The sequence below is a fragment of the Pseudovibrio sp. WM33 genome (assembly GCF_001623165.1).
Taxonomy (GTDB): domain Bacteria; phylum Pseudomonadota; class Alphaproteobacteria; order Rhizobiales; family Stappiaceae; genus Pseudovibrio.
Window position 1 is genome coordinate 71,631 of record NZ_LMCK01000124.1, and the last position, 12,831, is coordinate 84,461.

Below are 12,831 nucleotides of genomic sequence, written 5' to 3' on the forward strand. Positions count from 1 at the left end.
AACTCCGGGAAATCATCTGAGCGTTATTGTGCTGTCCAGCCGCCGTCCATTGGCAAGAGAGTGCCGGTGATTGAAGCGGCTGTATCAGAGCACAAAAACACTGCTAGGCCGGCAACCTGATCGACAGTCACGAACTCTTTGGTTGGCTGAGCAGCGAGCAGGACTTCCTTTTTCACCTGCTCCTCAGTCATATTACGGGCTTTCATGGTATCCGGGATTTGCCTTTCGACGAGTGGTGTCCAGACGTAACCGGGGCAAATGGCGTTTACTGTGATGTTGTTTTCTGCAACTTCCAGTGCGACGGTTTTGGTCAAGCCTGCGATGCCGTGCTTCGCAGAAACGTATGCTGACTTGAATGGAGATGCCACCAGTGCGTGAGCGGATGCGGTGTTGATGATGCGACCCCAGCCTGCTTTGTGCATGTAAGGCACAGCGGTACGGATCGTGTGGAATGCGGAGGACAGGTTGATTGCTATGATGGCATCCCATTTGTCGACTGGGAAATGCTCAATAGCTTCAACATGCTGAATGCCTGCATTGTTGACGAGGACATCGACGGAACCGAGGGATTTAACCGCATCATGGATCATTGCGTGAATTTCATCAGGCTTGGTCATGTCGGCTGATGAGTATACGCATTTTACGCCGAAGTCGGCTTCGATCGCAGCGCGCTCTTTCTCGATGGCATCAGCATCACCAAACCCATTGATCATGATGTTGGCACCTTGCTCTGCCATTGCGCGAGCGTAAGCAAGGCCGATGCCTGATGTGGACCCAGTGATTACAGCGGTTTTTCCTGAGAGCATTTCGAGTCTCCTGCCCAAATGTATTGAAAAAAGAGTTGGTGTGAGCTTGCGCCACTTTTTAATCTGGTTGCATTAGCAAAAAGCATAGTTGTTTAGCGTGCAGTGCAAAAAGGTCAAAACTGACCGCCGATCTGTCTTTTGTCCTTAATGGAAGGTTAGAGATGAGTGCATTGCGTCAAAAGTCGCTGGCTATTTTCAGTAGGCTGATGATGGAGTGGACCTAGCATCATTCTGAGGAGAGGTTTACTGTGAAATCTTGGGGTGCATGACGGCGTCTTGAGATGACATCAAACTGAATTGAGCATGCGCTAAAAAGTTGACAGCGCGGGCTGCATGCTGCACTTGCTTGCCTAAAGATTTATCCCAGTGGAATGATCATGACTGACAAGAGCCAAACCTATATTTCTTCCCCGTTTCCGCGCCGTCGTTCTGTGGCTGTAGACGTTGGTGGGGTTATTGTTGGCGGCCAAGCGCCTGTTGTTGTTCAGTCCATGACGAACACCGACACCGCTGACATAGATTCAACGGTTGCGCAGGTTTCTGCTCTGGCGCGTGCCGGGTCTGAGCTGGTTCGTATTACGGTTGATCGTGATGAAGCTGCTGCAGCCGTTCCGCGTATCAAAGAGCGTCTGGACCGGATTGGGGTCGATGTTCCGCTGGTCGGGGATTTTCACTACATCGGACACAAGCTGCTGGCAGATCATCCTGATTGTGCTGAAGCGCTTGATAAGTACCGAATTAATCCGGGCAATGTTGGTTTCAAGACCAAAAAAAACAAGCAGTTTGGCCAGATCATCGAAATGGCGATGAAGTACAATAAGCCTGTACGTATTGGTGTAAACTGGGGCTCTCTGGATCAGGAACTGCTGACACACCTGATGGATAGAAACCAGGAGGAAGGCTCTCCGCTGACAGCGCAACAAGTGATGCGCGAAGCGATTTGCCAATCTGGTCTGTTGTCTGCTCAGCGTGCTGAGGAGTTGGGGCTTGGTCGCGACAAGATCATTTTGTCTGCGAAAGTCTCTCAGGTTCAGGATTTGATTGCCGTTTATACAGATCTGGCGCAGCGTTGCGATTATGCTCTTCACCTTGGTTTGACTGAAGCTGGTATGGGCACAAAGGGCATTGTGGCGTCTTCTGCTTCCATGGGCATTCTGCTTCAGCAGGGCATCGGCGATACCATTCGTATTTCGCTGACACCTGAACCGGGTGGGGATCGCACGCGTGAAGTGCAGGTTTCTCAGGAACTGTTGCAGACAATGGGTTTTCGCAGTTTTGTGCCGATTGTTGCTGCGTGTCCGGGGTGTGGACGTACAACTTCCACAGTCTTTCAGGAACTGGCTCAAGACATTCAGGCGCATATCCGCGAGAGTATGCCGAAGTGGCGTGAGCAATATCCAGGTGTTGAGGAACTCAACGTTGCTGTCATGGGCTGCATCGTGAATGGCCCGGGTGAATCCAAGCATGCTGACATCGGTATATCTTTGCCTGGTACCGGTGAAACACCTGCTGCACCTGTGTTTGTTGATGGCGCTAAAACTGTTACTCTGCGTGGGTCGAACATCGCTGATGAGTTTAAGGTGATGGTTCTGGATTATATCGAGAAACGTTTTGGTACTGGCGTTTCATCTGAACACGAGATTTCCTAGATGTCGCTTGAGCGGTTTGTCAAAAAAGTAGAACACAAAATCAGAGAAAGCGCTCCGAAGGAAAAGCCTTCGGTTCTGGTGATCTCTTCGCAGGTTGTCAGCGGATGTGTTGGCATGCGTAGTGCTGTTTTTGCACTGGAGCGCATGGGCTTTCATGTCTGGATGCTGCCTACGATTGTTCTGCCATGGCACCCTGGACAAGGTGCTGGGGAGCGTATTTCGGCCAGTGAAGAAGCTTTCAAGCATATCGTTGAACAGATTTGCGCCAGTGATCGTTTGAGCACTGTGAAGGGGGTTATCTCTGGCTACATGGCAAATGCGACACAGGTTTCTGATGTTGCAAAGATTGTGCAGGAAGTGAAGGCTCGCAATGATGATGCGGTCTATCTGTGCGATCCGGTAATTGGTGATAAAGGTGGTCTTTATGTTGCCGAGCCGATTGCTGAAGCTATTCGTGACCAACTGTTGCCGCTTGCTGATGTGATTACGCCAAACCGTTTTGAGCTCGCCTGGCTTAGCGGGTTTGGTACTGAAATGGAAAATGAAGCTGTTGCGGCAGCGCGCACCCTGCAAGTGGAGCGGACGATCATTACATCGTCGCCAGCAATCCGTCGCAATTCCATTTCCAATTTGCTGGTTGGGCCGCGTGGTAGCCTCGCAATTGAACATGCGGAAGTGCAGGGCGCACCGCATGGCACTGGTGACTTGTTGGCAGCGCTTTATCTGGCTCGCAGCCTGAGTGGGCAGAGTGATGAAGAGGCATTGAAGAAAGCAACAGCTTCAACGTTTGAGCTGGTCGCGCGCTCTGTCAAAGTTGGTTCTGATGATTTGCTTTATGCTGAGCACCAAGACCCGCTTATCCAGCCGATGGCGCTTGTGAATACCCGCCGCGTGGTAGAGGCGCCTGAACGTGCCTGAAGCAGTGGCTGTTGATCCCGTCTGTGTGGCTGGGGTTGACGGTTGCAAGGCAGGTTGGGTTGCTGTTTTCCGCTGGGTTGGCTCAAGCCGTGCAACTGAAGTGCAGATCTTTCCTCATTTTGCAGATTTGCTGGCCTCTGAGCATGATCCGCATAAGATTGCGGTCGATATGCCGATCGGGCTGCCGGAGAAGATTGGCAGCAATGGTCGTGGGCCTGAGAAAGCGGTTCGTCCTCTTTTAGGTATGCGACAGTCAACGGTGTTTTCCATTCCCGCGCGGGCTGCGATCTATTGTGAGGATTATCGCGAGGCTTGCTCTGCTGCACTGGCGCATTCAACACCACCCAAAAAAGTATCCAAGCAAGCGTTCCATATCTTCCCAAAAATTAGGGAGATTGATCAGCTCATGACTCCTGAGTTGGAAGCACAGGTGTATGAAGTTCATCCTGAAGTGACATTCTGGCGCTTAAACGGGCAGGAGCCCATTGCTATTCCTAAGAAGGTCAAGGGAAGCAGCTATCCTGCGGGCTTGGACGCACGGAGAGATTTACTTGTGCAGTTTGGCTATGTAGCGAGCTTTCTGGACCAAAAACCGCCTAAAGGTGCCGCGCGGGATGATCTGATGGATGCTGCTGTGAATGCAGTTATTGCTGAGCGGTTGCTGTATGGCCACGCGGAGCCATTTCCGGCTGACTTCGGGCGAGATGAACGCGGTCTGCGCATGGCAATCTGGGCTTAGGTGTCGTCAGGTTCACGGCTTGCCAGTACGTCCAAACGTGGTTCATGGCCAACTCTCCTGAAGCTTTTGAAGCCTTGCTCCTCCAGAAGGTTTTTGAGCATGTTTGGATCAGACCATCTGACATCTCTCTCATAGAAAATTGATTGAACTCGAGGAAAGAAGCTTGTCTTGATGAGCTCTTTAATCACGGTCTCTTCGTGCCCTTCGGCATTGAGTTTGACCACGATGTCGATTTCATCGGTGATCATCTCATCTAACTGCTGGGCAGAGATGGTTTGAATCTCTTCGGTTTTTTCGTCTGAATGCACGGTGTTCTGGCTGAGGGATGCGCCGCCGCTATGGGTTTTGCTGAGGAATATCTTAGCTTGACCAGTGTGATCGGAGACTGCTGCCTGTACTGCCTTTATGCGGGATGTAGCAAGGTTAAGCTCAATGTTTCGTTTCAGTAATTGGAATGTGCTAGCGACGGGTTCGAAGGCTATGACTTGCTGGCAGTTTGTGTTTTGAGCTGCAAGCAGGCTGAAGAGGCCTTGATTTGCGCCGATATCCAGCATGATGAAAGGTTTTTCATAGTCGACGAGATAGCTGGTGAGGAATGTGCCGTAACCACCTTCGCAGCACATGCGGAATGTGGCGTCGAAGACATTGGGTGTGAGTTCAACACCATACCTTGTCAGAATGCCGGAGGAGAGGCCTAGTCGCACACCCCAGGACATTGGAATGTACTTTATGTAATAGCCAAGGAGCCCACGTAAGTGGCGGCGTTCGTTGATGTACTCTTTGCTGTGGTACTTTCCAAAGAAGGTTTTTGAGCCTGGCATTTGCCTAACCTGACTTGTTGATCTTCATTGAGACCAGCGTACATAAGTCAGGCTAGGTTTCGATTAACACAACGTCACAATTGCGGTTTGATGCGTGGTGCAGGGGCGGCTGGGTATGGATTTACGACCTCTGCAACGATCTTCTTCTCTTCACCAACACGACTGTTAGAGAACAGGGATGTGAAGTAGCTGAAAGCACGTTCTGATTCAGAGGCTTTTTGCGGTGCTGGGGATGGTTCCTCAGATGCCAGCGCCAAAACTTTTGCAGCTTCTACATTCACAGGCGTTGCGTTTGGTGTTTCTGCTTTTGCGACGTCAGTTGTTGAGGTGCCACCAAAGAACGCTGCAATCTTTTCTTTGCGGCGTTTACTGCTTTCCATAGCGATCTGGATCTCAGCGGTTTCGCGTGCATCCCGGGTTTGCTTTTCTGCTACTGCCACTGCGATGTGCTCAGGCACTGTGTAGGCAGGGCAAGCGCCGCGCGCGTTGAATTTGGTTCCGCGTGCGACTGCCTTCGCGTTGAAGACATATTCTTTTTCACAGACTTCAATGGATGGTGGGCGTTTGGTGACTTCAAAGTGGTCATAGCCACGCTTCAGCATGCGCCAGAATTCATAATGCTCGGAACTTGCGTTCTTGGCCATGTTGTCCGGTGTCATGCGGAATGGGAAGGCCTGAACCTGAAACTTTCTCTGACCGCCAAGGAAGCTATCGCGACCAAGAGAGTAGATATCTGCAATCTGCTCGTCTGTCATGGCGTAACACCCACGAGAAGAGCAGGCACCATGGACCATCAAGTTTGAGCCTGTGCGGTCATGAGCGCGGTCAAATTTGTTCGGGAAACCAAGGTTGAATGCGAGATAGTAAGAGGAGAACGGGTTCATCAGGCCTGGAGTGACTTCGTAGAAGCCTTCTGGTGCCTGCCGGTCGCCTTCCTTAATCTTCGGGCCGAGTTTGCCAGACCATTTGCAGATCTCATAGGTTTCCAGCAAAGCATACTGGCCTGATTTGGTCTGTTTCCAGATCTCCAATTCAGACTCTTGCTTGAACAGACGAACCATGATTGGAGACTTGAGCTCCATATCCTTGGATTTCATTCTGTTGGAAAGGCTTTTGCTCACAGGTTGCTGATGCTTCTCAGCGCCAAACTCTGTTCCCTGACAAGCGGCTAGCGTTAAAGCCAGCGCAAGCGCAGCAGCACGCTTTACGTTCTTGCCAGTCTCTCCCTGAAACACTCTAATCATGTGCTTGACCCACCATGCTGGGGCTAGTTTGCCCGAACCCCAATCTCGACTCGATACTAAGACTATCTGGGTTAAGGTTGATCGAATCTTACCACAGATCATTCTCTCTGAGATTGTGGGGTATTCCCCAAGATGCACTTTCCCCCGAGTTTGATTGGATCAAACAAAAAAGGCATCAGATATACTTCTGATGCCTTTTATAAAAAATTTAGTGGATACCCACAATAAATCCTAGGTTCGAATCAGCCGAGTTCACGACCTATGCGTAAGAACTTCTCGCGACGCTGCTTCTTGAGCTCGTCTGCAGATTGACCGGCCATCTTACTCAAAGCAGTTTCAATCGAGTTGCCAGCGCGATCAATTACGATCTCTTTTGCGCGGTGAGCACCGCCGATTGGCTCTTTGATGATCTCATCAATGACGCGGAAGCTGGAGAGGTCTTCTGCAGTGATCTTCATGTTAGTTGCCGCGTCTTGTGCACGGGTGCTGTCGCGCCAAAGAATGGATGCGCCTGCTTCCGGTGAGATCACGGAATAGATGGAGTGTTCCATCATTGCAACGTGGTTGGTGGTTGCAATTGCAATTGCACCGCCTGAGCCACCTTCACCAATGACGATGGAGATGTTTGGAACGCCAAGACCGAGGCACATGTCAGTTGAGCGTGCGATCGCTTCTGCCTGACCGCGCTCTTCAGCACCGATCCCTGGGTATGCACCTGCAGTGTCCACGAAAGAGACAACAGGGATGTTGAAACGATTTGCCAGTTCCATGATGCGGACGGCTTTACGGTAACCTTCCGGACGTGCCATGCCGAAGTTATGCTTCAGGCGGCTTTCGGTGTTGTTACCTTTTTCCTGGCCAAGAATAGCGACTGATTGTCCACGAAAACGACCAAAACCTGCAATAATTGCGCAATCCTCGGAGAATTTACGGTCACCAGCAAGAGGTGTGAAATCTGAGATCAAAGTGTCGATGTAGTCCAGCGCATGCGGGCGATCTGGATGGCGAGCCACCAGAGTTTTTTGCCAAGGCGTCAAGCGGGAATAGATGTCGCTGAGTGCCTGATCTGCTTTTTCCTGAAGACGAGAAATCTCGTCTTCCACATCAACCGCTTCTCCACCTTCAGCCAGGATTTTCAATTCCTGTACTTTACCTTCAAGGTCAGCAACTGGTTTTTCGAATTCGAGGTAACTGCGCATATTGGATATTCACTCGTAACAATCTGCGGGCTAGACCCGCCGACTAAAAGGCGTTGGACCGCGCTATAATTTTGGCGCGACACTGGCGACAGCTGGGTCATCTGTCAAGGCTTTGCATCACAAATGTGGGTGTTTGAACCCCTTCAGACAAGAAGGTTTGGGATTAAAGTGCAAATCCTACCTGGAAGCTGTTTTTTTGCGAAGTCCTGACGTTTGAGGCATATTGAGTTCTGCTGCTTCCAGGACAAGTGTACCTGTCGATGTCGGAATGGAGACCCTGTAAGGAATAAGAATACGGGTGTTTCCGATTGGTGCGAGCCATGTCTCAATGTTTGCGTTTTTGGCCAGATACTGAACAGCCTTTTTCTCTGGACGGTGTCCAGCAACGGGTTCCCAGCGAGCGGAACAGACGACAACCGGACCGTTGTAGCCTTTGCCTGAGACTTCACGCACTTCTTTGAACTTCATATTGATATTGAAGCGCGCCCAACCATCATAGATTGGCAGTTTGCGATTACATACTGATGGATCAAGTACTTTTGAGCGGGACGGTGCGCGTACAATCGCTGCACTTAACGGGTCCATCGCATTGAGCTTGTGCTCGCCAGTGACCTTAACGCGGGTCTTGGACGGTTTGTATTTTGGAGTGACCTGGGTTGTACGGACATGGCCAGATCCCTGACCGAGATTGACATAGAAATCTCGGTTGGATGCACGAGAGGCCATGGTGTAGGTGCTTGGAAGGACTTTTGCGCCTTTCATCCACCCGGTCGCGTGTGCGCCGCCTTTGCCTGTGGAGAAGAGGGTTCCAATACCAGCTGGCTCCATACCCACTTTTGCGGAATAGGCGTTCTCTCTGAGGATAAGCGATAAGGAGCCTCTTGCCACAGTGAAGCCTGCATAAGAAATATTGTAGACGCCGCCGAGGCGCTCTGTTTTCCCCAGAGCAGCTGTGGATAGTGTGCCTAATGAAAGTGCTGCGACGGCTATTACGCTCGATTTGCCAAGAAAATTGCAAACCTTAGAAACTGTTACTTGCACGATACTGTACCTCCGCAGCCGCAGACATTCGCGCCTGACAGCCTGAGAACTCAGGAAACTGAACAAAAAATTCAAACTCATTGAAATATGAAACTACCTAAACATGGTAACACGGTGGTTAAGAGATGTGAGTTTGTTCGAGTTTTGATTGAAAAATGGGCTTCGAACAGGCAAATAGGCAGCAAAGCCTTGACGAATTCTGCTGTACTAATTATAGCAAGCCAACTTTTCCGTACAGGGCCGGAGGTGGTTCCGCGTGACCGTGGTGTCCGCGACCTGCCGGTTTTAACAGAATGCGCCCAAAAATGAGGGCGCCTACAAATTAAAAGGGTGACCCTCATGGCACGCCGCTGCGAACTTACCGGTAAAGACGTGATGACCGGCAACAACGTGTCTCACGCAAAAAACAGGAGCCGTCGTCGGTTCTTGCCAAACCTTTGCAATGTTTCCCTGATGAGTGAGACTCTCGGCGAAACTTACAAACTGCGTATCTCTGCACACGCTCTGCGTTCTGTTGAGCACCGCGGTGGTTTGGACGCATTCTTGGCGAAAGCAGTTGAAGCTGAGCTTTCTCCTAAAGCGCGTTTGCTGAAGACCGAAATCAAGCGTCGTCAGGCAGCTGCTTAATCACATCATTCTTGAAAGGGATTGAACGTGACTAAGTCGAATACTGCTCGACCACTGGCTCTTGCTATTATGGCAATGACCACAGTGGTCGTTGCTTCGAATTACCTTGTTCAATTCCCTGTTCAGGGAATGTTCGGGGCTGTTAATCTAGCAGACCTGCTTACTTGGGGTGCATTCACTTATCCAGTGGCATTCCTTGTAACTGATTTGATTAACCGACAGTTTGGTCCTGCTGCTGCACGCAAAGTCGTGTACGCTGGCTTTGCTGTTGCAGTTGCTCTTTCTATTGTTTTGGCAACACCACGCATCGCAATTGCGTCAGGAAGTGCATTTCTGATTGCTCAGTTGCTGGACGTGACTGTGTTCCATCGTCTTCGTGATGGTCGTTGGTGGAAGGCGCCTGTCGTCTCTTCTACACTCGGTACCATGCTCGATACCGCGCTGTTCTTTAGCCTTGCTTTTGCTACACAGTTTGCGTTTTTGGGTTATCACGATGCGTTTGCGGTAGAAGTTGCACCATTGTTTGGTGTGTTTGCTCTGGAAGTTCCTCGTTGGGTTTCCTGGGCGATTGGTGACTTCAGCGTAAAGATCATCGTTGCGATGAGCATGCTTGTTCCATACCGCATCGCATTGGGAGTAATCGGCGCGGTACCTGCTTCGCAGCGCGGATAAGCTGTTCGTTTGAAAAGAATTTAAAGAGGCATCGGATTTGGTTCCGGTGCCTTTTTTTGTTTTTGGGATTGAATGTCGGTGCAGCTCACAAAGACAGTAGTCGTTTACCGAGGCTTCGGTTTTGGCGCTGGGACGATCTTTGCTTCTTTGGGTGCTCGAACGAATGGCTCTCTGAAAGGTTCGTTGTCCGTCAGGATGAAGCGCAGCAGCAAGGTGCGCTGCAAGAATGAGCGGTTATCATCTGACATGAGGGATAAGACTGTCTCTCCAAAAGCGTTCATGTGAACGCTCAGAGCTTCCATATTATCAATCTGATAACTGAAATCAGCGGTCAGGAGCGTTTTGCCTGTATGGAGATGGTCTGGCCGCAGGTTGGAGCCATCCAGCTGCCTGATGCGCATCCCAAGGCCTTCTGAGAGGTTGAACAAACGCTCCAGGATCAAAAGGTCGCCATTGGGAAGGAAGGCAGCATCCGTAACATCGTAGTTGCCTTGTTTTCCTATCCAGAATTTCCCCGGGCGCGGGCCACCGATGATCCACGCTGGTCTGTTGTGCTTCAGAGACTTCCCGCGTTCGGCGATCGTTATGATCGCGCCGGAGAGTGGAGAATTGGGAGGGGCAACGGCAACAGATTCAAGGCTCTTGTTCTTTGCCAAGCCTCTGATCTCTTTGGGAATCAACAGGTGCTTGGCGCGTTCTTCGCCTGTTTTCAGGTTAAGCGGGTATGTCATGATCCCGCCTTTTCCTTCATGGCTGACGAAAATGCGAGGTGTGTTGGCTGAGCCGCCAATGCTCAGACCTTCTGTGTCGGCCCTGTAGGTGCGTTTGAGCTTTCTGCCCTTGCTATCCAGCAGGGTTGCTGTTTCCGCGCCCAGCAGCTTGAGAGGCTTTCCTCGGCTGGTCTGGGATAGTTCGCCGCGCAGCCAGTGGCCGCGATCTGAGATAGCAATGATGTCTGAGCCACTGTTGAGCGTCAGCAAGCCGGAATAGCCGCCGAAGCGACCGTTTGAGCTGCTGAGTTCCAGGCCACCAAGAAACATGAGGGGGCCGTATTGCTCTGCTCGGGTACCAGAGAACTTGAAGCGGTTGATTTCCTTGGAGCGGACTTTCATTGACTGAAAGCCGCTCTGCTGTGCGGTGCTCTCGCTGAAAGGCAAAGAAGCAGCGACTGCGGTTGTTACCGCTGCCGCTGCTCCTGTTAGCAAAATGCGTCGTGTTAATTTCATCGGCGTCCGTGACGTCTACCGCGATCCTGACCGCTGTTTTCATCAAACAAATCAGCAAGCTGATCAGTCATCGCGCCTGCCAGTTCTTCGGCATCTACAATTGTTACCGCACGTTTATAATAGCGGGTCACATCGTGGCCGATACCGATTGCGATCAACTCGACCGGAGATCTGTTTTCGATCTCAGCAATCACACTGCGCAGGTGTTTTTCCAGATAGTTGCCTGGGTTCACTGAAAGCGTGCAGTCATCCACTGGTGCGCCATCGGAGATCATCATCAAGATGCGACGACGTTCCGGACGTGCAAGCAAACGCTTGTGTGCCCAGTCTAAAGCCTCTCCGTCGATGTTTTCCTTTAGCAGGCCTTCGCGCATCATCAGGCCGAGATTGCGTTTGGCGCGGCGCCAAGGGGCATCTGCGGATTTGTAGATGATGTGGCGTAGATCGTTCAGGCGTCCCGGATTAGACGGTTTGCCATCCTTGAGCCAAGCTTCACGAGATTGGCCGCCTTTCCACGCTTTGGTGGTAAATCCGAGGATCTCCACCTTTACGCCGCAACGCTCAAGTGTACGTGCCAGAATGTCGGCACATGTGGCTGCTACGGTGATCGGACGACCGCGCATAGAGCCAGAATTGTCGATCACCAGAGTGACTACGGTATCACGGAACTCGGTGTCGTTTTCCCATTTGAACGCAAGCGGTTGTAGTGGATCTATGACTACGCGATGGAGGCGGGCGCTGTCGATGATGCCTTCTTCCAGATCGAAGTCCCATGATCGGCTCTGCTGCGCCATCAGCTTACGCTGCAGGCGGTTGGCTAGTCGGGACACCGCACCAGACAAAGAGGCCAGCTGCTTATCGAGGAAGCCGCGGAGACGATCCAGCTCTTCCTGATCGCAGAGGTCTTCTGCTGCAATGATCTCGTCGAATGCCTGTGTGAAGATGTGATAGGCATCAGCAGACGGCTGATTGCTGAAGGGATGGTCCCGGCGTTCCTGTTCGCCCGGCTCTTCAGCCTGATCGGACATATCCTCTTCGGAGATATCCTGCATCTCGCTGTCGACGCCTTCGGTTTCGCCGCTTTCCTGCTCTTCGCCGGAAAGTTCCATCTCTTCAGGAGCGCCTTCCTGATCACCTTGATCTTCCTGCATGTCACCAGAGGTATCGGAGCGATCCTCCTGGTCCTGCTGGCTTTCGTCGTTGTTCTCGTCGTCGTCCTCTGGTTCTTCTCCCAGCTCATCAGCCATATCGAGTGAGGTGAGAAGATCACGCATCTGCTTAGCAAATGCGATCTGGTCATCCATGCGGGTGACGAGTTTGTTCAGATCATGATCAGCTTTTTCTTCAACGAAAGGTCTCCAGAGGTCCACCATGCGCTGTGCGCTTTTGGGGATCTCGCGGCCCGTCAGACGTTCGCGTACCAACAAAGCGATCGCATCTTGCATCGGAGCTTCGTCTTTGGTGGTGACTTCTGCGAAGTTGGCTTTGAAGTAACGATCCTCAAGCATGGCGTCGATGTTGTCGCCAGCGCCCGGCATACGGACAGTGCCAAGGGCTTCAACGCGGGCTTGTTCGACCGAGTTAAAGATAGCGCGTGCGTTTTCGCCTTGAGGAATGTGCTTGGTGTGAACAGCTGGATCATGACAAGCAAGACGCAGAGCCATGGAATCGCCCAAACCGCGAGTAACGGCGACTTCTTCCTTTGTCATCGTGCGGGAAGGTTCCGGCAGACGTATACGTCCGCTGGTCATTCCCGGTTTATCCGGTGAAAAAACAACCTCCAGCTCAGGCTCGCCTGCGATGGCTCTGACTGTAGAGCCCATCGCTTGCTTGAATGGCTGGCTGGCAGGTTTGTTCTTGGCTGAGGAGTTGCTGGTACCTGCCATGTA

Annotated in this window: 12 protein-coding genes; 5 read left to right on the top strand and 7 right to left on the bottom strand. The window is 51.5% G+C overall.

All coding sequences use genetic code 11. From position 1 onward, the window contains the following. Positions 1 to 23: 23 nt before the first annotated feature. Positions 24 to 806: a 3-hydroxybutyrate dehydrogenase gene (locus PsWM33_RS21530; RefSeq protein ID WP_063301591.1), complete on the bottom strand. Its 783-nt coding sequence runs from the start codon at positions 804 to 806 to the stop codon at positions 24 to 26. A gap of 371 nt (positions 807 to 1,177) precedes the next feature. Here PsWM33_RS21530 and ispG point away from each other — a divergent pair, with 371 nt between their 5' ends. The 3 genes from ispG to PsWM33_RS21545 are packed head-to-tail and all read left to right on the top strand — an operon-like array spanning position 1,178 to position 4,112. Beyond that, the gene (gene ispG / locus PsWM33_RS21535) at positions 1,178 to 2,455 is read left to right on the top strand and encodes a flavodoxin-dependent (E)-4-hydroxy-3-methylbut-2-enyl-diphosphate synthase (RefSeq protein WP_063294476.1); all 1,278 of its coding nucleotides are present in this window, start codon (positions 1,178 to 1,180) and stop codon (positions 2,453 to 2,455) included. Continuing rightward, positions 2,456 to 3,373: a pyridoxal kinase gene (gene pdxY / locus PsWM33_RS21540; RefSeq protein ID WP_063294475.1), complete on the top strand. Its 918-nt coding sequence runs from the start codon at positions 2,456 to 2,458 to the stop codon at positions 3,371 to 3,373. Then, positions 3,366 to 4,112, top strand: coding sequence for a DUF429 domain-containing protein (locus PsWM33_RS21545; RefSeq protein WP_063301592.1), 747 nt, complete (start codon positions 3,366 to 3,368; stop codon positions 4,110 to 4,112). Before pdxY ends, PsWM33_RS21545 begins: the two co-directional genes overlap by 8 nt. Here the strand turns inward: PsWM33_RS21545 and PsWM33_RS21550 are convergent. From PsWM33_RS21550 to PsWM33_RS21565, 4 genes are all read right to left on the bottom strand, one after another. Next, positions 4,109 to 4,933: an FkbM family methyltransferase gene (locus PsWM33_RS21550; protein ID WP_063294473.1), complete on the bottom strand. Its 825-nt coding sequence runs from the start codon at positions 4,931 to 4,933 to the stop codon at positions 4,109 to 4,111. The two genes, PsWM33_RS21545 and PsWM33_RS21550, sit on opposite strands and share 4 nt — an antisense overlap. Positions 4,934 to 5,007: 74 nt before the next feature. After that, positions 5,008 to 6,177, bottom strand: coding sequence for a L,D-transpeptidase family protein (locus tag PsWM33_RS21555; protein WP_063294472.1), 1,170 nt, complete (start codon positions 6,175 to 6,177; stop codon positions 5,008 to 5,010). Positions 6,178 to 6,419: 242 nt separating this feature from the next. Further along, on the bottom strand, positions 6,420 to 7,376 hold the full coding sequence (locus PsWM33_RS21560) for an acetyl-CoA carboxylase carboxyltransferase subunit alpha (RefSeq protein ID WP_063301593.1): 957 nt from the start codon (positions 7,374 to 7,376) through the stop codon (positions 6,420 to 6,422). Positions 7,377 to 7,553: 177 nt separating this feature from the next. Beyond that, positions 7,554 to 8,417, bottom strand: a complete 864-nt coding sequence (locus PsWM33_RS21565; RefSeq protein WP_082827102.1) for a DUF3108 domain-containing protein — start codon at positions 8,415 to 8,417, stop codon at positions 7,554 to 7,556. 339 nt (positions 8,418 to 8,756) lie between these two features. Between PsWM33_RS21565 and rpmB the strand changes: the two genes are divergently transcribed. After that, a complete protein-coding gene (rpmB, locus tag PsWM33_RS21570) occupies positions 8,757 to 9,044 on the top strand; it encodes a 50S ribosomal protein L28 (protein ID WP_057463517.1) in 288 nt (95 codons plus the stop codon). A 69-nt stretch (positions 9,045 to 9,113) separates the two neighbouring features. Then, positions 9,114 to 9,716 (top strand): VUT family protein, encoded by a 603-nt coding sequence (locus tag PsWM33_RS21575; RefSeq protein ID WP_057463516.1) that lies wholly within the window; start codon positions 9,114 to 9,116, stop codon positions 9,714 to 9,716. Positions 9,717 to 9,820: 104 nt separating this feature from the next. Here PsWM33_RS21575 and PsWM33_RS21580 read toward each other — a convergent pair whose 3' ends face one another. Then, complete coding sequence (locus tag PsWM33_RS21580) at positions 9,821 to 10,942, bottom strand: esterase-like activity of phytase family protein (RefSeq protein WP_063301594.1); 1,122 nt, start codon at positions 10,940 to 10,942, stop codon at positions 9,821 to 9,823. Further along, positions 10,939 to 12,828 (bottom strand): cobaltochelatase subunit CobT, encoded by a 1,890-nt coding sequence (cobT, locus tag PsWM33_RS21585; RefSeq protein ID WP_063301595.1) that lies wholly within the window; start codon positions 12,826 to 12,828, stop codon positions 10,939 to 10,941. The genes PsWM33_RS21580 and cobT overlap by 4 nt, the downstream gene beginning before the upstream one ends. Between the last annotated feature and the right edge of the window lie 3 nt (positions 12,829 to 12,831).

What these genes read in the sequence shown, in the direction of transcription:
- PsWM33_RS21530 (WP_063301591.1), bottom strand. Translation starts at nt 806, where the DNA reads ATGCTCTCAGGAAAAACCGCTGTAATCACTGGGTCCACATCAGGCATC.
- ispG (WP_063294476.1), top strand. Translation starts at nt 1,178, where the DNA reads ATGATCATGACTGACAAGAGCCAAACCTATATTTCTTCCCCGTTTCCG.
- pdxY (WP_063294475.1), top strand. Translation starts at nt 2,456, where the DNA reads ATGTCGCTTGAGCGGTTTGTCAAAAAAGTAGAACACAAAATCAGAGAA.
- PsWM33_RS21550 (WP_063294473.1), bottom strand. Translation starts at nt 4,933, where the DNA reads ATGCCAGGCTCAAAAACCTTCTTTGGAAAGTACCACAGCAAAGAGTAC.
- PsWM33_RS21555 (WP_063294472.1), bottom strand. Translation starts at nt 6,177, where the DNA reads ATGATTAGAGTGTTTCAGGGAGAGACTGGCAAGAACGTAAAGCGTGCT.
- PsWM33_RS21560 (WP_063301593.1), bottom strand. Translation starts at nt 7,376, where the DNA reads ATGCGCAGTTACCTCGAATTCGAAAAACCAGTTGCTGACCTTGAAGGT.
- rpmB (WP_057463517.1), top strand. Translation starts at nt 8,757, where the DNA reads ATGGCACGCCGCTGCGAACTTACCGGTAAAGACGTGATGACCGGCAAC.
- PsWM33_RS21575 (WP_057463516.1), top strand. Translation starts at nt 9,114, where the DNA reads ATGGCAATGACCACAGTGGTCGTTGCTTCGAATTACCTTGTTCAATTC.
- PsWM33_RS21580 (WP_063301594.1), bottom strand. Translation starts at nt 10,942, where the DNA reads ATGAAATTAACACGACGCATTTTGCTAACAGGAGCAGCGGCAGCGGTA.
- cobT (WP_063301595.1), bottom strand. Translation starts at nt 12,828, where the DNA reads ATGGCAGGTACCAGCAACTCCTCAGCCAAGAACAAACCTGCCAGCCAG.